The sequence below is a fragment of the Cohnella sp. LGH genome (assembly GCF_017671885.1).
Taxonomy (GTDB): Bacteria; Bacillota; Bacilli; order Paenibacillales; family Paenibacillaceae; genus Cohnella; species Cohnella phaseoli.
Genome location: NZ_CP072117.1, coordinates 4530759 through 4550957 on the forward strand (window position 1 = coordinate 4530759; position 20199 = coordinate 4550957).

Annotated in this window: 8 protein-coding genes; all 8 read right to left on the reverse strand. The window is 60.6% G+C overall.

Annotated features, from left to right (window positions below):
- Positions 1 to 11: 11 nt before the first annotated feature.
- Genes J4772_RS19555 through J4772_RS19590 form a run of 8 tightly spaced genes read right to left on the reverse strand, consistent with a single transcriptional unit; the run spans position 12 to position 20189 of the window.
- Positions 12 to 1637, reverse strand: coding sequence for a type II CAAX endopeptidase family protein (locus J4772_RS19555; RefSeq protein ID WP_209071014.1), 1626 nt, complete (start codon positions 1635 to 1637; stop codon positions 12 to 14).
- Positions 1634 to 2929 carry an ACP S-malonyltransferase gene (fabD, locus tag J4772_RS19560; protein WP_209071016.1) on the reverse strand — a complete coding sequence of 432 codons (1296 nt, stop codon included), beginning with the start codon at positions 2927 to 2929 and terminating at the stop codon, positions 1634 to 1636. Before fabD ends, J4772_RS19555 begins: the two co-directional genes overlap by 4 nt.
- 2 nt (positions 2930 to 2931) lie before the next feature.
- The gene (locus J4772_RS19565; RefSeq protein WP_209071018.1) at positions 2932 to 12039 is read right to left on the reverse strand and encodes a non-ribosomal peptide synthetase; all 9108 of its coding nucleotides are present in this window, start codon (positions 12037 to 12039) and stop codon (positions 2932 to 2934) included.
- Positions 12036 to 12779: a thioesterase II family protein gene (locus J4772_RS19570; RefSeq protein WP_209071020.1), complete on the reverse strand. Its 744-nt coding sequence runs from the start codon at positions 12777 to 12779 to the stop codon at positions 12036 to 12038. Before J4772_RS19570 ends, J4772_RS19565 begins: the two co-directional genes overlap by 4 nt.
- On the reverse strand, positions 12776 to 14635 hold the full coding sequence (locus J4772_RS19575; protein WP_247740781.1) for a cyclic peptide export ABC transporter: 1860 nt from the start codon (positions 14633 to 14635) through the stop codon (positions 12776 to 12778). Before J4772_RS19575 ends, J4772_RS19570 begins: the two co-directional genes overlap by 4 nt.
- A gap of 36 nt (positions 14636 to 14671) precedes the next feature.
- The gene (locus J4772_RS19580; protein WP_209071022.1) at positions 14672 to 18088 is read right to left on the reverse strand and encodes an AMP-binding protein; all 3417 of its coding nucleotides are present in this window, start codon (positions 18086 to 18088) and stop codon (positions 14672 to 14674) included.
- Entirely contained in the window at positions 18088 to 19155 is a 1068-nt protein-coding gene (locus tag J4772_RS19585) for a hypothetical protein (RefSeq protein ID WP_209071024.1), read from the reverse strand. The genes J4772_RS19580 and J4772_RS19585 overlap by 1 nt, the downstream gene beginning before the upstream one ends.
- Complete coding sequence (locus J4772_RS19590; protein WP_209071026.1) at positions 19152 to 20189, reverse strand: hypothetical protein; 1038 nt, start codon at positions 20187 to 20189, stop codon at positions 19152 to 19154. The genes J4772_RS19585 and J4772_RS19590 overlap by 4 nt, the downstream gene beginning before the upstream one ends.
- Between the last annotated feature and the right edge of the window lie 10 nt (positions 20190 to 20199).

Genomic DNA, 20199 nt, shown 5'->3' on the forward strand with positions numbered 1-20199 from the left:
ACTGTTCGTCCTTACATGGCCTCGACTCCGGCGGATTCCTGCGGTCGGCGAACGACGGAGGAGGAGGTTTTGCTCTTCCACAGCCCGTACAGAAGCGCAAGGATGGCGATCGAGCTGATGACCAGCAGCGAATACTGGATCGCCCCTTCCGGAATTCCTCCGCTGTGGCGGATGATGTAATACGCGGAGAACAGAACGAATTCATTGATGATCGTAAGCAGAATCGACCGATACCAGACGTAGAGCAGGCCGAAAATAACCGCTCCCGCCGTGCCGTACAGCATCAACGGAATATCGCCCGAGAAAAACAGAATGCCGTACAAAATCCCCGTAACGATCATCGCAATCGGCAGCGGCAGCGCTCTTTTTAACTCGTTGAAGATCAGGGCGCGGAATAAAATTTCCTTGTACACCGAATTGATGACGAAAAAGGAGAAAAACACCCAGGCGTTGTGCGCGAGAAAAAAGCCGACGATATTTTCGAAGCCGGGAGCGGCCTTGATCACTTCCGGGATGCTGAACAGCGTCATTACCCATACGGCCATGCAGACGGCGAGCAGCAGATTCAGCACGTGAACTTTGGCGCTTGCTTTGCGGAATTGCGCCAGCGCGATCAAATCTTTTTTATAGAAAATCTTGAGCACGAAATAGTAGAGCGGCATCGCCAGAATCGCGTTCGTATACAGCCCGATAATGCCATGGGAGGCCAGGCTTGGATATTTCGGCAGCACGGCCTGCTCCCAGATCGTGACCAGCACCTGCAGCAATCCGTAATAAATGCCGACGTACACGGCCAGATTGCCGGCCATCACCCCGTACTTTTTCATCGCCGCCGCGCCCTGCCACATCCAGAGCAGCGTTCCGACGATCAGCAGCAGGCCCGCCGCCGCGAACAGAAGCAGCAGAACGTCCGGCAAGTTGGCGAACGCATCCGCCAGCCCGGTCTTGTCCGTGATCATGATCAAGCAGTTCACGATAGCGCCGATCCCGATCGAGCCCCAGATCGAGCCCAACCGAATATAGACGAGACAGTACAGCACGCTGAGGAAAAAAGAAGTGACGCTAATCCAGAACGAGGGCTGAAAATAACTATAAATAAGCGACGTGAGCGTCACCGCCAGCCAGACGGGCATCGCTTTGCGGAAGGCGTTAAAGACGATGCCCCGGAACAGCAGCTCTTCGAATACGACGGCGAAAAACCCGACGCCGAGAATTACGTAGACGAAGGATTCCGCCGTGCCGAATACGTTGATGTAATCCTCGAAGTCCTGCGTATTGCCGCGTACGCCCGACAGGTTCATCACCGCGAGGAACAGCAGCGCCCCTCCGAGAGCCATCAGCGCAAGCTTGTACCACTCGTTCATCGGCAGCGGAGCGAAGTTGGCCGTACGGATAATTCCGGGAATTTTCCCTTTGGACAGCACCTTCTGCAGCTTGGAGATCCCTAAAAACAACAGGAATGCCATGCCGAATACGATGCAAAGGAAAATCGGAATATTTCGTTCCATAAACGCCCGGTAATCGGGGAAATTTTGCAGCAAGAGCGTTTCGTGCAGGACCGAGACCAGCCAGAACGTGAACAAATAAACGGCGATATGCGCGATCGAACGCGCGACGGTTAATGCTTTGGCTTTCATGACGCAAACCCTCCCTCATTTGGTTTCGGCACTGAGAACAGGTTGTCCGTGCCCGTTTCTTTAATAAGCGTCGTTAGTCTCATGCGTCTTTCGGAAGCTTCCGTGCCTTTCGTCTCGAACACGCTCAGCAGCATGTCCCAGCCTTGGCGCAGCTGGTCCTCCGAAGGCGGCTCTCCGCTCTCCCGGTTAGCCGCAACCAGCCGCTCCACCGCGCGATAAGGCTCGAGTACCCCTGTCCGATAGGCTTCCGCATCCGTGCGGTTATTGCGGGTAGCTACGGCGATTCCAAGGCATCGGGGGAGAAAATCGGCCAAGCCTGCGTCTCCGCGCGACGTATGCGCCGTTCCCGGAATATCGGCGGCGCGCGATTGCGCGAGCAAACGCGGGTCGTCGGAATATTCCGAATCTCCGGCGGGCCGAAAAGATTGCCACAGCCGGGTGAGCACCGAGCCCGGTCCCAGCTCCACGGTTTGCTCCACTTCGTAAGCCCGCATCGTCTCCATGCAGGCGACCCATTGCACGGGCCGGGTCATCTGAAGCGTCAGCCGTTCGATGTAAGAAACCTCGCCGCCTTCGTCCACGTGCGGCGTTCCGGTTACGTTGGACAGGACAGGCCAACTGGGGGCGCCATAGACGCAGTCTTCCAACCGGATCCTGAATTGCGCGGCGGCGTCCGCCATGAACGGACTATGGAAGGCTGCGCCGACGTTCAGAGGCGTATATTTGGCCGCAAGCCCTTCGATCCGGCGGGCCAATCGCTCCAGCGCCGTGCGATGCCCGGATACGACCCGTTGATGAGCCGAATTGACGCCCGCGACGACCAGAATTGCGCCCTCGCTCCGAATTTCCTCCAGCAGCCGCTCCAGCCTGTCGTCGTCCATCCCGCTGATCGCGGCCATGCCTCCGTCCGCCGTTCCGTCCGCGGCCTGCATCAATTCCCCCCGATGCCGGACGATCCGGACGGCATCCGCGAAGCTTAGGACGCCGCTGCACGCAAGCGCGGAAAATTCCCCCAGGCTGTGCCCGCCGCCGACGACAGGCCGATCTCCGTAAAGCTCCGTCCACACCCGGTAAGCCGCGACGCTGTGGGTCAGAATCGCCGGCTGGGCATTGGCGGTCGCCGTGAGCGCAGCGATGTCCCCTTCCAGGCATAACCGCAGAACGTCCCAGCCGAGGCAGTCCCCGGCTTCCTCGAACGTCCTTCTCGCCGCAGCGTGCCGCTCCGTCAGCGTTTTGGCCATGCCGACATATTGCGAGCCTTGTCCCGGAAACAGCAAACCGACCTTCGTCATTTTCATTCTCTCCTTTCCCGGACGCCCGCCGCAGCGGTCTGTTCCTTGGCCTGCGCTTCGACGGCCATCCGCCGGCACCAGATCGGGAACGATTGCAGCAGCTCCTTCACCTTTTCTTTGTCGATCTTGCCCGCGTCGTATTCGGCCAGCAGCGTCTTCTCCGCGCCTGCTCCGCTTAACCCGATCGTCAAATCCGCCGCGGTCAGCCACGGCTCGGGCGCAGCGGCCGAATAGCTCCCACGGTACAGCGGCACAATCGCCGCGGTCTCGCCTTCCGGTTTGACAAGAGCCGGGTAAGGAGGCGCGGCTTGAAGCCGCGTCTCGCGAATGGATCGCAGCAGCTCCGGGTATCCCTTCGCCGCGGCCAGATCGACCGCCGCAATGCCCGCGCCGCCGCTCATGCCGCACAGCAGCATGTCGTACCGGGGTTGACGGAACGCTTGCGCGAGCAGGACGGCCCAGATCGCGATAGCCCCAAGCTCCGGATCCGCATCCTCCAGCTCGCCGATCCGTTCCAAATGCCGTACGGTCTGGCTGTGCAGCGGCAATCGCAGCAAGTCTCCCTGCCGCGCGTGCCGGTCGAGCGGTCTTGCCCGTTCGGGAACCCGAATAGGCACGACGGGAACGGTCGTCGGGGCCGAAGCGTCTTCGGAAAGTTTGCCGGCCAGCTTCGACACGGTCGGATAGGCGAACAGATCGGCTACCGTCAACAAGCCGGGATAGACGGTCTCAAGCTCCTTGTGCATGCGAAGCAGCAGCAGCGAATTTCCGCCCAGCTCGAAAAAGTTGTCGTCGACGCCGACTTGCTCCCGCTGCAGCAATTCCGCCCACATCGCGGCCACTCGCTGTTCCGTCTCCGTGGTCGGCGCGGCGTATGCCACCCCCGTCTCCATCTCCGCCTCCGGCGCCGGCAGCGCCTTCCGGTCCGCCTTTCCGCTTGCCGTCAGCGGCATTCGCTCCAACTGCGCGAACAGCGCCGGAATCATATAGTCCGGCAGCCGCTCCCCGCAATGCTTGCGCAGCTCTCCCGACGTGCAGGGGCGATCCGCTACGATGTAGGCAACAAGGCGTTGACCTCCCGTTCCGTCGTTCGCCACCGTCACCGCCGCCTCCGATACCGCCTCATGCCCCAGCAGCGTTCGCTCGATTTCCCCCAGCTCGATCCGATAGCCCCGGATTTTCACCTGGTCGTCGATGCGGCCCAAATATTCGATCTGTCCGTCTGCCGTCCAGCGGGCTCTGTCGCCCGTCCGGTACATCCGGGTTCCCGGTACGAACGGGTTGGCCACAAACCGCTCCGTCGTCAGCTCCGGCTGGTTCGCATACCCCGACGCCAGCTGCACGCCTGCGATGCACAGCTCTCCCGGCACACCGATCGGCTGCGCCTGATCGTCTTCGCCGACGATGTAGATCGCCGTGTTGTCGATTGGCTTCCCGATCGGCACGTACTCCAGCTCGCTGTCCGGCTCGCACTCGTAAGCCGTCACGTCCACCGTCGCTTCCGTCGGGCCATACAGGTTCACCAGCTTCGTTCCGCTCAGACCGGCCCGGCGAATCAGCGCGTAGAACTTGTCGACGTGCACCTTATGCAGCGCTTCTCCGCTGGCAAAAACATATCGCAGCGTTCCCAGCTTCTCCCGCAGCGCCTCCGGCTGCTCGCCCTGCGCCGCTTCCAGGAACGCCGCCAGCATCGACGGCACGAAATGCATCGTCGTCACGCGGTTTGCTGCAATAGCTTCGAGCAGTCGTCCCGGATCCTTCTCCGCTCCCAGTGCGAGGAAAGCTGCGCTGGAACCGGACAGCATCCACCAGAACAGCTCCCATACGGACACGTCGAAGCTGTACGGCGTTTTCTGCAGGATGACATCCTGCTCGCCAAGCAAATACGTCCGCTGCATCCAGTGAATCCGATTCATCACGGAACGGTGCCGGATCATAACGCCTTTCGGCCTTCCCGTGGAGCCGGACGTGTACAGGATATAGGCGGTCTGCTCGGGAGAGACGGCGATATCAGGCGCTCCGTCCGGCTCCGCCGCCAAAGACGCTCCCGGATCTGCCGCAGAAATCTCCCCATTCTCCACTGTATCGGCTGGCTTCTGGTATTCGTCCAAATCAACCAACTCCGCGCCCGGACAAGCTTCCGCCGCGGCATCCAACCCGCTCGCCTGCGCGCAGACCATCCGAATGCCCGCGTTGTCGGCCATATACCGCAGCCGCTCCGCCGGGAAATCCGGCGGCAGCGGCACGTACGCGCCGCCGGCCTGCAAGATGCCGAGCACCCCGGCGAGCATCGCCGGCGAACGCTCGGTCATCAGACCGACCGGCTCGCCCGAGCGAAGTCCGCGCGCCAGCAACCGCCGGGCGACGCGGTTCGCCCGCGCCTCCAGCTCGCGGTACGTCAGCCGCTCGGCCTCGAACACGGCGGCGATCCGGTCCGGCGTTCGCCCGGCTTGACGCCGGAACAGCTCCGGCAAAGTCAGCTCGGCCGGGAACGGAGCTTCCGTCGCATTAAACGTCTCCGTCACCTGCCGCCGTTCTTCTTCGCTCAGCAGGCTGATATCGTTTAGCGCCCGCTCCGGTTCATCGGCGACCTGTTCCGCCAACCGCAGGAAATGCCGCGCCATCCGTTCCACCGTCTCCCGACGGAACAGGGACGTACGATACTCGAAGCAGCAGGCCAGAACGCCGTTCCTTTCCGCGACCTCCAGCGTCAGATCGAACTTCGCCGTCGTTCTGCGCGGATCGAGCGGTTCGAATCGCGTCTCGGCCGTGCCGACCTCGCCGACCCCCGTGTTCTGCAGGATGAACATCGCGTCGAACAGCGGATTGCGGCTTGTGTCGCGGCGCACGCCCAGCTTGTCGACCAGTTCCTCGAACGGGTAACGCTCGTGGTCCAAGGCCCCGATGACAGTTCCCTTTACGTTTTCCAGCAATTCCACGAACGTTCGGGAGCCGTCGAACCGGTTGCGCAGAACGACCGTATTGACGAACATGCCGACCAGATCGGCCAGATCCGCGTGCGGCCTTCCGGCTGTCGGGGAACCGATCCAGATTTCCGGTTGACCGGAATACCGCTGCAGCAAAGTCGCGAAAAGTCCGAGCAAAGCCATATACAGCGTTGCGCCCGTTCGCGAGCTCAACTCCTTGAGCTCGCGGGTCCTTTCCGCGTCAAGGGTAACGGTAAGCGAATCCCCCTCGTAATCCAGCCGCGCGGGGCGCGCGTAATCCGTCGGCAAATCCAGCGTCGGGACGGCTCCCGACAGCTGTTCAAGCCAATAACGCTCCTGCGATCGGCACTCCTCCGATCCGAGCCACTCGGTCTGCCATGCCGCATAATCTTTATATTGGACCGGGAGCGCTGCCAGCCGCTCTCCCTCGTACAGCCGAACGAATTGCTCCGCAAGCGCGGCCGTCGACACGCCGTCCGCAATCAGATGATGCATATCCATCAGCAGCAGATGGTCCTGCTCCGATCTGCGAACGAGCTTTACCCTTAACAGCGGGGATTCGCTCAAGTCGAACGGCCTGACGAATTCGCGCAGACAAGCGTCCGCATCGGCCGCGGGCTCGACCTCATATTCGATCTCCGCGATCGGCTCGCCGGCAATGCGCTGCGTCGGTATTCCGTCGCTCCACTCGAACGACGTGCGCAGCGTCTCATGGCGCTCCGACAGCGTTCGTACGGCCAGGAGCAGCTTCGCCCGGTCAAGCGGACCGGCAATGCGAATCGCCGTCGGCAGGTGGTAAGCGGTGCTTTGCGCATCCATCGCTTGCAGCACGAACAACCGGTTTTGCGCCGAGGACAACGAATAGCGCGCTTGATGGGCGACGCGCGGAATCCGTTCATATTTGTCGTCCCCACCCGCGGCAGCGGCTTGTTCCATGTATCGCGCCAACGCCCGCAAGGTCGGATATCGGAAAATATCCCGCATGGCCAGGCGAAGGCCAAATTCCTTATGCAGACGGGCCGCCAGCATCGCAGCCTTCAGCGAATGCCCGCCGATGGCGAAAAAATCGTCGTCGATGCCGACTTGCTCCCGCTGCAGAAGCTCCTCCCATAACCTAACCAGTCGTTGCTCCGTCTCCGTACTCGGCGCGGCGTACGTCACTCCCGTCTCCATCTCCGCCTCCGGCGCCGGCAGCGCCTTCCGGTCCGCCTTTCCGCTTGCCGTCAGCGGCATTCGCTCCAACTGCGCGAACAGCGCCGGAATCATATAGTCCGGCAGCCGCTCCCCGCAATGCTTGCGCAGCTCTCCCGACGTGCAGAGGCGATCTGCCACGATGTAGGCAACGAGGCGTTTGCCTCCCGTTCCGTCGTCCGCTGTCGTCACCGCCGCCTCCGATACCGCCTCGTGCCCCAGCAGCGTTCGCTCGATTTCCCCTAGCTCGATCCGGTAGCCCCGGATTTTCACCTGGTCGTCGATTCGGCCCAAATATTCGATCTGTCCGTCTGTCGTCCAGCGGGCTCTGTCGCCCGTCCGGTACATCCGCGTCCCCGGTACGAACGGGTTGGCCACAAACCGCTCCGCCGTCAGCTCTGGCTGGTTCGCATACCCCGACGCCAGCTGCACGCCTGCGATGCACAGCTCTCCCGGCACCCCGATCGGCTGCGCCTGATCCCCTTCGCCGACGATGTAGATCGCCGTGTTGTCGATTGGCTTCCCGATCGGCACGTACTCCAGCTCGCTGTCCGGCTCGCACTCGTAAGCCGTCACGTCCACCGTCGCTTCCGTCGGTCCGTACAGGTTTACCAGCTTCGTTCCGCTCAGACCGGCCCGGCGAATCAGCGCGTAGAACTTGTCCACGTGCGCCTTGTGCAGCGCTTCGCCGCTGGCGAACACGCATCGCAGCGTTCCCAGCTTCTCCCGCAGCGCCTCCGGCTGCTCGCCCTGCGCCGCTTCCAGGAACGCCGCCAGCATCGACGGCACAAAATGCATCGTCGTCACGCGGTTTGCTGCAATAGCTTTCATCAGCTGTCCCGGGTCCTTCTCCGCCCCCGGGGCGAGAAAGGCCGCGCTGGAGCCCGACAGCATCCACCAGAACAGCTCCCATACGGACACGTCGAAGCTGTACGGCGTTTTCTGCAGAATGACGTCCTGCTCGCCGAGCGAATACGTCCGCTGCATCCAGTGAATCCGATTCATCACGGAACGGTGCCGGATCATGACGCCTTTCGGCCGTCCCGTGGAGCCGGACGTGTACAGAATATAGGCGGTCTGCTCGGGAGAGACGGCGACATCAGGCGCTCCATAAGGCTCCGCCGCCAAAGACGCTCCCGGATCTGCCGCAGAAATCCCCCTCGGCGCTGCCGCCAAAGACTCCCCATTCTCCGCCGCACCGTCCAGATCGACCAGCTCCGCGCCCGGACAAGCCTCCGCCGCAGCCTCCAACCCGCTCGCCTGCGCGCAGACCATCCGAATGCCCGCGTTGTCGGCCATATACCGCAGCCGCTCCGCTGGGAAATCCGGCGGCAGCGGCACATACGCGCCGCCTGCCTGCAAGATGCCGAGCACCCCGGCAAGCATCGCCGGAGAACGCTCGGTCATGAGACCGACAGGCTCGCCCGAGCGAAGTCCGCGCGCCAGCAGCCGCCGGGCGATACAGTTCGCCCGCGCCTCCAGCTCGCGGTACGTCAGCCGCTCGGCCTCGAACACGGCGGCGATCCGGTCCGGCGTCCGCCCGGCTTGACGCCGGAACAGCTCCGGCAAGGTCAGTTCGGCCGGGAACGGAGCTTCCGTCGCGTTAAACGTCTCCGTCACCTGACGCCGTTCTGCCTCGCTCAGCAGGCTAATGTCGTTCAGTGCCCGCTCCGGTTCGCTCAGCGCCTGCTCCGCCAACCGCAGGAAATGCCGCGCCATCCGTTCCACCGTCTCCCGGCGGAAAAGCTCGTCGTTATACTCCCATACGCAGGAAAGCGATCCCGTCGGCTCGGGGTAGACGTCCAGCTTCAAATCGAGCTTCGCCGTTCCCGTCTCCACCGGAACCTGCTCGAAGCGGCAGCCCGCCGCTTGAAAGCTTGCGCGGGATTGCTGGGCTTGGTTATGGTAGACAAGCATCGTGTCGAATAGCGGATTGCGGGACCGGTCGACGCCCCGGCCGGACCATTCTATTAATTGCTCATAGGGAACGTCCGCATGACTTAACGCATCCCACAGTTGATCTCCCGTGCGACCCCACAGCTCATGAAAATTCAAAGCCCCGTCGACAGTCATCCCTACGGGAACGTAATTGTTGAACATCCCGACCATATTCAGCGTCTCGGGATGTGTTCTTCCCGCAAGCAAAATTCCGACCGAGAAGCTTCGGGACCCGCTGAACCGGCCGACAATCGCGGAATGAAGGGCCAGCAGCAGGGAAGCGACCGTGCGATTGCTCTGCTGAAGCGGCTTCCGCCACCTTCGCATGAGCTCGGAGGGAAGCTCCAGACGGACCGTGCCTCCGCGGAAGCTTCGTTTGTCCGGTCTGACCGCGGCGTCCGGCCAATCGAGAGGCGGGGCCGGAAGCTCCAGCTCCTTGCGCCAATACGCCTCGCTGTCCGGCCTCGCGTCCCGGCGATGCCGCTCCCACTCGGAGAAGGCGGCATACGGCTTGCCCGGAGAAGGTAGAACCTCTCCGTTCAACAAGGCGGAAAACTCCTGCATCAGCACGTTCATCCCGATTCCGTCGGAGGCGATGTGATGAACGTTTAACAGCAGCGCATGCCGGTTCGCCCCGTCCGTCCACAGCCCCGCTCTGATCGGAAACGGCCGGCCGAGGTCAAAAGGAGCCAGCATCGCTTTCGCTTCCGCGTTCGCCAACGTAACCGCGTCGGCCGGAAGCTCCATTCGCGCGGGAAATACGCTTAATTCAAAGCGGACGGATTCCGCGGAAAACACTTGTTGGACGAGCTCGCCCTCCTCCCAACGGTAAGCGGTGCGAAGCGCGGCGTGTCTCCGGATAAGCTGTTCGATCGCGGACCGCACGGCATCCGGCCGCAAAGCCCCTTCGATCGCCAACGCCACGGGAATCTGATATGCGCAGCCGATTTCCTCGGCCTGGTCGACGAAGGCCATCCGCGTCTGAGCGACCGATGCCGGATAACTTCCCGCTGTCGCGCCGTCAAGCGCGGACAGCTCCGGCAGCTCCGGCGCATCCGTTGGATGCAACACTCCCGCGCTCTGGCGAATTTTATCCAGCAGAAGCCTGGGCGTCGCATATTCGAACAGATCGCGGAGCGATAGCTCGATCCCCCAATGCTGCCGAATGCTCGCCAGCAGCAGGGCGGCCTTTAACGAATTCCCTCCCCTCTCCTGAAAATGATCGTCGGACCGCACGTCCGCCGCGCCGAGCGCCTCCCGCCACAGCCGCTTCAGCTTGGCCATCTCCGGCGTATCGTCCTCCGGCAGCGCGACGGCGGCCTCTTCGTAGGAACCGGCGCGAATCAACCCGGCCAGCTCGCGCAGCGTTTCGTCCCATTCTCCCGACCTTAATCTGTCGGCCAGCTTATAACGCTGAATTTTACCGCTTGTCGTTCGAGGAATATTCCGAATCGGCAGCACGAGACCGATGTCGAAGCCGGTTTCCCGGGCCAGTCGGCGCTTGACCTGATCCGCGAGCCGGACGAACTTCTCCAGCTTCCCCCGATGCTGGACGAAGACAACGATCTCTTCCTCGCCCGAATCCGGGTGCGGGGCGCCGCAGGCGGCCGCTTTGCCGTATCCGATTCCTTCGATCGACTCGACGCGTTTCTCCAGGTCGTGCGGGTAGACGTTCTGCCCCCGGACGAAGATGATGTCCTTGTATCTTCCCGTAATGACCAGCCTGCCCTCGCGCATGAACCCGAGATCGCCCGTCCGCAGCCATCCTCCGGGAGCGAAAGCTTGCCGCGTCTGCTGCGGAGCGTTGTAGTAGCCGCTCGTGACGTTCAGCCCGCGAATGAGAATATGGCCCGTCAACCCTTCGGCCAGCTCCCCGTCGGCATCGTCGCGTATGGAAACCTCGCAATCCTCGACCGGGTAACCGACATCGACGAACACGATCGCGGCCTCGTCGTCGCGCCTCGCAAACCGGGCTTCGTCGCCGACGCCCAGCTTACGCGGATCGACCGGCACGGGAACGAGCGGCTCGCCGACGGGCGGGAAGGTGACGGCCAGCGTCGCTTCCGCCATGCCGTATACGGGGAACATCGCTTCCGCGCGCAGGCCGCTCGGGGCCAATGCGGCCGCGAATTTGTCGGCCCATTCCGCGGAGATCGGCTCCGCGCCGTTAAAGATCAGCCGAATGCAGCTCAGATCCCACCCCTCGGCCTCCTTGGGCTTAAAGCAGCCGAGAAAATGCTTATAGCCGAAATTGGGGGAAGCAATGGAGGTAATCCGATGCTCGTTCGCCTTGGATAACCACAGCATCGGGTCAAGCATGAACTGGGCCGGCTGCATCAGGTACTGCTCCATGCCGGCGTAGATCGGGGCCAGATGGAAGCCGATCAGCCCCATGTCGTGGGTCAGCGGCATCCAGCTTAAGGAAGAATCGTCCGCCGTCGTCCCCGAGCGGGAGACGATGGCTTCCATGTTCGACAGCAGATTGCCGTGCGTGAGCATGACGCCCTTCGGCTCCCCGGTCGAGCCGGAGGAAAATTGCAGGAAGGCGAGCTCTTCGGCCGCCGCGCGGTAAGGCAGTCCGTTCGGCCGATTACCGCCGGATTCCGGCTGCAATCGTTCGAGTTCAAGAGCGTACAAAGAGCCGTTTAACCGATCAGCCCCGATCGTCTCTTCGGCCTCGGCCAGACCGGCCCTGTCCGCCAACAGCCTTGGCCGGTTCAAGGTTTCCCATACTTGCAGCAGCTTGGCCCGGCTTTCTTCGCTGCCTCCCGCCGTCACCGGGACGGGAATCCAGCCCCCAAGCAAGCAGCCCCAGAACGCCGTGACGAACGCGCGCGGATCGTCGATCCGGATGACGACCTCTTCCCTCGCCTGCCAGCCCTGGTCCAGCAATCGGGCGGCCAAAGCCAGCCCTTCCTCGTACAATTGTCGATAGGTCAACCGGGATTCCGATTTCTTATGGATAAACACGATGCCTTTCCCGCTACCCGCCGCGCTTTCCAGCATTTCCGCCAATTGGGTGAACGGCTTCATCGCGCGCCTCCTTCTACAATTAAGTCGATTTGATCATCGGCGATGCCCAACAATTCCCGCCGCAGCAACGAAAACAAAGCGCGCAGCGATTCGGGACGGTCCTGCCAGTAGAAGTGACCGCCCGGCAGCCGCGCGACGCGGCAATCCGCGGACGTATGCCTGCTCCAGCCCTCCACCTCCGCGGCCGTCCACTTCTCCTCTTCCCCCGCGATTGCCGCGATCTCCCATGGCAATAGAGGTTTCGCTTCATACTTGTACGTTTCTACAAGGCGAAAATCCGCTCTTAAAATCGGCATGAACACCTCGCGCAGCGGCTTGCTGGCGAAAATTTCCTCCGAGGTGGCGCCCATCTCCAAAATTCGCTCGGCAAATTCCCCGTCCGGCAGATGGTGGATCGGACTTTCCGGGTCCGGCGTCTCCGGCGCCGGACGTCCGGAGACAACCAGCTTAACCGGGGCGGGCGCATTCCGGTCGCGAATTAATCGCGCGGTTTCATACAGGATCATTCCGCCCATGGAATGACCGAACAAAGCGTAAGGAGTCCCGTCCATGCGCGCCTCCAACAGGCGAAACACATCTTCGCACGCTTCCTCCATTCCTTCGTAGAACCGTTCCGCAGCGCGAGTCCCCCGTCCGGCCAATTCCAACGGAACGCATTCCAAATCCGGCGCGAGGTGTTTCTTCCATTTGAAATAGATCGCTGCGGACGCGCCCGCGTAGGGCAGACAGTAAAGCTTCATGCGATTTTCCCCACTTCGAGTTTGATCAGCTTATCGGCCATCCCGAAATAGCGATCGTCATGCGTAATGACGATGACGCATTTGCCCTTGCTTCTCAGCTCGGGAAGCAGCATCGTATAGAAATAATCCCGGTATTCCGGGTCCTGGTCCGCCGCCCATTCGTCGAAGAGGCAAATCGGCTTATCGTCGAGGTAGCTGACCAGCAGCGCCAGCCGTTTCCGCTGGCCGGTCGACAGCCGCGTGGTGCTGAATCGCCCGCCTTCTATGGCGACCTTGTCCTGCAAACCCAGCACGTTCAAATAATGCCGCGCTTCCTCCGCCTTGGCCTCGAAATCGATTCCGTACAGACGATCGAACAAATAAGCGTCGCTGAATATCGTCGATACGTAGTCCCCGATCGCGGCGGCGTTAATCCGGCTGCCGTTAAGCGTAACGCTGCCCTCGTTCGGCTCGTAGAGGCCCGTGACCAGCTTCGCGAGCGTGGACTTGCCGCTGCCGTTGCCGCCGATGACGAAGATCAGCTCTCCGGAGCGAAACTCGTAATCGATCGGTCCGACGGAGAAGCTCCGCTCCGAGCCGCGGCCGTACTCGTAGATGGCCTGCTCCAGACGAAGCCTGAGATCCGCTGCTTCCTCCGATCCCGCTTCCGCGTCGGCTCTGCCGCCCAGCTCGGAGAGCTCGTCGGTAAATTTGCGAATGCGCCTCCAGCTTATGCGTGCCTGGAACAGATCCGGCAGCGTATTCAGAATGGAGGTAAGCGGCCCCGCCATATACAGGAACACGAACACGAAGCTTCGCAGTTCCCCGCTGCCGATCCCCGGCAGCATATGCGGGAAGGCGAACACGACCGTCCCGATGACGGAAGCGAACAGCAGATCGCCGATGACGACGACGTTCGCCACCTTCACTTCGGCTTGGGAGCGTTTGTCGCGATAGGACGCGCTGCTCAGCTCCATATCGTCGCGGAAATCGCGCGCCTTGCGGCGGTTCAAGTACAGTTCCTTAAACCCGTAGATCAAATCCTGAATGAATTTGAAAAATACGTTCTGAATGTCCCGCGTCTGCTCCCACAGGCGGTTCGCGGAGCGAAGAATGACGAAGAAAGCTCCCGAAGCGACGAACACGACCGCAAGCGAGAAAAGAAAACCCGCCAAACTCAGCGCGGCCAAATAAGCAAACCCGGCCAGGATGGTGACCGACCATGTCCCGACGCTGACCATTCGATTGGAGAAGCTGCTCACCGTCTCCGTGTCGTTGTTCAGGCAAGCTTCGATTTTCCCTCTTTCCATCGCTTCCACGTTCGCATACGGAGCGTTCAGCACGACGTTAAGCACTTCCATTCTTTTGTCGTACACGATGCCGTTCGTCATGCGGATCAGCCGCGATCTCAGCAGCTTCTGTCCGCACACGAACCCCAGCATGCCGAGCACGAAAAACGGCAGCAAATCCGTGCTGAACGTTCCATTGCCCGCGATGGCCGCGTTCACGACAAAGATCATCGAAGCATTGCCGACACCGCTGGCGATGCTCAGCAGCAGCATCGTTCCGTACGGCCGCTCCTTCGGCTTCGGATAAGCCGCCGTCAGAGCCAGGTAAACGCCGAACAAGGCAAAAGCCGCGTACGTCCCGCCCAGCGCGATCCGTTCCGTCAAGGAAGCGTCCGCCCATAATCGCGCAACGCAGTAGCCCAACCATCCGTAGAATACCGCCCCAAAGGCGATCTGAACGGTGACGGCAGCCCTTCTCTGGCTCTCCCCGACCCGTTTATTTTTGCGAATGCCGCGAAGCACCGCGCCCAAGCCGATCAAATTTCCGACAATGGCCAGTCCCGACAATCCGACCCACAGCGCATTCACTCCCCGCATCCTCCTCTCGCGGCTGCAATCTCATTCTCAGGAAGCCTCGTCGCATGACCGCGTCGTATGCCGGCTCAGATCGCGAATCGTGTAGCATTGCTGGAAATCCTCCGGCGAGATGACCAGGCCGCGCTCCTCCATTTCGATATCCAGCTTGACGGCGAGCAGGGAATGTCCCCCTAGCTCGAAAAAATTATCGTTGACGCCGACGACATCGATCTCCAGCAGCTGCTTCCAGAGCTCCACAAGCTCGGCTTCGATGTCGTTGGCCGGCGGTTCGTAGGCGGCCGCGTCGGAGCGAACCTGCGATTGCGGCGCCGGAAGCGCCGCGCGGTCTACCTTGCCGTTGGAGGTCACCGGGATGGCCGGCAGCCTTACGAAATAAGACGGAATCATATAGGCCGGCAAATCCGTCGCCAGAAATTCCTTGAGCGCGCGCGCGGAGAGAACTTCGGCGGCCGCGTAATAAGCGCACAATGCCTTCTGTCCCGACGCTTCCGCGTTGTCGATGACGACGCATTGCGAAATATCCGGATGGCGCAGCAGCTTCGCCTGAATTTCCCCAAGTTCGATGCGATAGCCGCGAATTTTCACCTGGTGGTCGACACGCCCGAGAAACTCTATGTTGCCGTCCCGTCCGTACTTGGCCAAGTCCCCCGTCCGGTACATGCGGGCCCCGGGCTCCGAGCGGAACGGGTCGGGAAAGAATCTCTCGCGGGTAAGCGCTTCTGCGTGATAACCGTTCGCCAGACATTCGCCTCCGATAAACAGTTCGCCTCTGGCGCCGATCGGGCAAGCTTTGCTATCGCGGTCCAGAATGTAATACCTGGCGTTTCGTATCGGTTTGCCGTACGGAATGCTAAGCCAGCCGGCATCGGTCTCGCCGACCTCGTAGCAGTTCGACCAGATGCAGGCCTCCGTCGCTCCCCCGAGCGCGGCAACCGCGCACTCCGGAAACAGCCGGCGCAATTGTCCCGGAAGCGGCACGGGAATCCAATCCCCGCTCAGCAGGAACAGGCGGAGCGGAGCTTGCGGACCGGCATGCTTTTGGAAGAACGGAATGCTCTGCCCCAGCGCGGCCGGCGCGGAGTCCCAGATCGTAATTCCGCTGTCCGCCATGCGCTGCGGCCAAGCCTCCGGCTTGCGAACGTCATCCTCGGCAACGATGTCGATCGCCGCGCCCGCGGACAGCATTCCGAACACGTCGTACACCGACAGGTCGAAGCAGAACGACGTAATGAAGAACAACCGATCCCTCTCGTTTACGCCGAACCGTTTGTTCACCCAGTCAATCACGTTGACGACGGGGCGATGGGAAACGACGACCCCTTTCGGAGTTCCCGTCGATCCGGAAGTAAATAGGACATAGGCGGTACGAGAGGCATCGTCTTCGACGTCCGGCCCGCGGCTGCCGTCCTCCGCGTTCAAGTCGGCGCGCGTCAACATCCGCTTGCTCGCGGACGCTTGCTCCTCCGAGCGGATATCGGCTGTCTTGGAGATGACGACATCGTAGCGGTAGCGCAGCTCGTTCTTGAAGCCCTTCGTGCGTTTGCGCACCTCGACCTTTACTCCGGGATATCGCTTCTCCAGACCCTTGAAATAATCTTCATGGCAATACAAATGCTGATCCAGTTGAATGCGCGTCTTGTAGAACGCGCCATGATTGCGCTTGAATTCCTCCAACGAAGCGCGGAATTCCTCCTTGGCCGCTTCGTCCGGAACATCCGATACGATAAGCGCTCCGCCCGGCCGAACGAGCCGAATCGCCTCTCTCAGCACGTTGTCCAAATAGAGATAGTCCGGGAAAAATTGAATCGTGCTCGGCAGAAGCACAACGTCGTACCGTTGATCCTCCTCCATGCCCGCGATCTCGTCGGCGAACCCGGTCAACAGCTGGACGTTTGTTTGAAGATCGTTCTCGATCACGCGCTGCCGGTTGCGCTCCTGAGTGACTTGCGAAGCGTCCAGACCGGTATATTGACCGAATGCGCCGGCAAGCTCGAATAGAACAAGTCCCGAGCCGCAGCCGATTTCGAGCGCGGCTTTCCCTTCGCCGGCGAAGGGCCGGGCCAATTCGACGACCCTGTCGCGGTATTCGTCCACTTCCGCTTCGGTGAAGTACAATCCCGTATAGGTGCTGACGAATCCTCCGGCGGAAACCCGGTCCGTCGCGGACGCCGCCAGGTCGTCGAACATTTTGACCATGGCCTGCCGGTCGAAGCGGAAAGCGGTCGGATCGGCCTCCTCCTCGTCCAGCAGCACGACCTGGCGCAAGGAATCCGACCTCCACAGCAGATCGGCGAGGGGAGCGAACAGCTCCTTCTGCGTCACCATGTGGGTAGCCCCCACCTCGTCCAGCACGGTCTGAATGCGGCGCTTCGGCCATGAAGCGTCCAACGGCACGTAAGCGCCTCCAGCCTTCAGAATGCCGATCGCGCCTACGACCGGATCGAATGAACGCCGGCACAGCAGCGCAACCCGCGTCTCCGGTCCGACGCCGCTGCCGCGAAGCGCGTTGGCCAGCCGGTTGGACCTTTCGTTCAGCTCGCGATAGGTGATCGTTTCGTCTTTATAGATCGCGGCGATCGCCTCCGGCGTCCGGGCGGCCTGGTCCGCGAACAGGCGGTGAAGCGTCTTGTCCGCCGGGAATTGTCCGTCCGTCGCATTAAAACCGACGACGATCTTCTCCCATTCGGACGGATAGAGCAAATCAAGGGACGACAGCGGCGCATCCGGATCGCTCAACAAGACGTCCATCGCGCGCAGCCAGTGAGCGGCGACGGCCTGCGCGAATTCGCCCGTGTAACGCGCAGCGTTGCAGCGAAGGCGCAAATCCCATAGACCGTCTCGTTCCTCGAACCAGAACAGGAAGTCGGTTTTCGTTCCCTCGAACGACTCCGCCCCATGGATGCGGCTGCAGCCCATCGCAAGCGGAACGACGAAATCTTCGGCGTTCTCCGCTCCTCCCCAGCCCCGATCGAGCACCAACTGCGAGAACGGATAGTTCTGATTTTCCGCAATCGAGGCGATTCTCTCTTTTAGCGAATTCAGATAGCTGCGGTACGAGGCGCTTGCGTCCGGCTCGAAAGGAATGACCAAATAACGGTTTATGCGTCCTTCTTCCTGCTCTCCGGCGTCCAGCACCGGCGTGACCACCAGCGTCTCCCCGGTGTGCGCGTACTTCCGGGCAACGATCTGAACGCCGCTCAGCAATACGAGATAAGCCGCCAGGTCGGAACCGCCGGTAAAAGCGTTGATCTTGAGCGATAAGCTTGCGCCGCATTCGACTTGCCATTGTTGGTCATGCGTCTGCTCTGAATCCGCCGGTCGGCGGTCTTCGGGAATCCGGGTTAATTCGCGGTCTCCCTCCAGAAGAGCCGACCAGAAGTCTTTTTCCTTGCTTAACCTGCCGCTGGCCAATATTTTCTGGATTTCCAACGCATCCAAACTCATTAAGCTTCCTCCTTTAGAATATGCAGGTATCTTTTGCCTCCGCTGCGCGCATAGTCATCGAGCGTTCGCTCGATCGCCAGTGATTCTTCCCGTTTTAACGCCGCAAGTTGATCCTTCAGCTGCTCCAGAAAGCGGTTGTTGAAGCTCACCAGATATTTCAATTCCAGGTTGCGCGCCAGCAGCGCCGATTGTTCGATTTTCAGCCACTCCTCCTTTGATCGCTCCGAGAACCGGTAAAAGTCGTTTTCCTCCATATAGGCGATGCGTTTGTTCATCATTTTTTTATGTTCCCATAACACGTAGAAAGGCCGATGGTCGACGATTCCCTCCTTGGCGATATGCCGGTCGATCTGCAGCTGCAGCCGGTCGTACGCGTCCGATCCCCACAGGGTCGGGAAGTCCAACTTCTCCTCGAACACTTCCATTCTTCTCGAGGAAGGCTTCGCCAGCCAGTATTCCTCCAACTGCTCCATAACCCAGTGCGTCTTGAATTCGTAAAACTTTTTATAATAGCTGTTCAGCTTCAGCATTCGCACGAAATTCGTCCAATGGATGTCGTCTTTCGGTTCGAAGCCGTAGTAGGCTTGTTCCATGTCGGCGTAGCTGACTTCGGCTTCTCCGTAACGCTGGTTCTCGAAATAGCCCGTTAACCGAAAGACGCTTCGGGCATCTTCGTAGCCGTGGATCATGATCGCATGCGGATTGGAACGATTCTGATACGCGGCCGTGCCGGGGATATAAAATTCGTCCACGCACGTCCAGACGTAATATCCGTCCTCGATGCTTTCCCGGGCGAAATTCACGAAACCGCCGGCATATTTCTCGAGGGTTTTGCGCGTCAGCCTCTGCGATCCGCCCAGACACGGAATAAGATGGTGCTCCGCCGTCGGGGTATAGTGATCGACCTGGATCGAGTGGCCCGATTCCCTGGTGAACAGCTGAATGTAGTTGCTGTACACCCAGCGGAGCGCGTCGGGATCCGTGTGCATAATGGACAGCGCATAGGTGACATGGGTGTATGAAGTGATGTCCGGAACTGCGATCGGCAATCGTTTACTGGGGGTCATCCTTCCTTCCTCCTTTGGTCGTGTCGTTCGTATTGCGCCAGCATCTGTTCGATCGTCTGCGACTCCGCTTCTCTCAAACCGCCAAGCCGCTCGATCATCTGGGTCAAATACCGATTTTCCCGCGTCATTAAATATTTCAACTCCAGGTTCAAAATCGTCTGCGCCTTCGACTCGATCTCCCTGTAGCCGTCCCGCACCGCATCCGAAAATACGAAATGGCCATGGTCCGCCATATAGGCGATCCGCCTGTTCATCGTTTTCTTATGCTCCAGCAAAATGAAAAACGGACGATGGTCGACGAACGTCCCCCCTCTCATATGCTGCCGCAGCTTTTCCTGCAAGCCGTCGATCACGCCGATTCCCCAATAATAAGGACACTCTTTCCGTTCCTCGAAGATTTCCATCCGGACATCGGAAGGTCTGGCCCGGCCGTAATCGGTCAGCTGCTCCATAATCCAATGCGTTTTGAATTCATAGCCGTTCGCGCTTCTCGTCAGCAAATGCGTGTTGTTGGCGTAATGATTTTCCGGCACGCACATCTCCGTAAACCCAAGCTCGGCCGCATCGTAGGCAAGCGTGGACTGCATGTAGCGCTGACTTTCCAAGTAACCGCTAATATGGAATTCGCGCCGCTCGTCGTCGTACCCATGGATCATGATAGAGTGCTCGAACGATTGATTCCGATAAGATCGCGTTCCCGGAATATAGTATTCGTCCACGAACGTCCATACGTAAAACTCCCGGTCGATGCTGAATCGGACGAAGTCGACAAAGCTCGGGCAATAGCGCAGAATCCAGTCTCTTCGTATGTGCTGCGTGCCGAACAATCCCGGAAAGGGAAACAAATCCGCATTGGGTATGAAATACCGCATTTCGACGGTCGAGCCATGATCCAGCATGCACAGCTGCACGTAGTTGCTGAACACCCAGTCGACGCCCTCGGGAGCCAGCGATAGGACGGACATGGCATAAGAGATATGCGGGTAAGAAATAATCTCAGGTACGGCTAACGGAAGAATCCGGCTGGCGGCCATGACAGCTCCT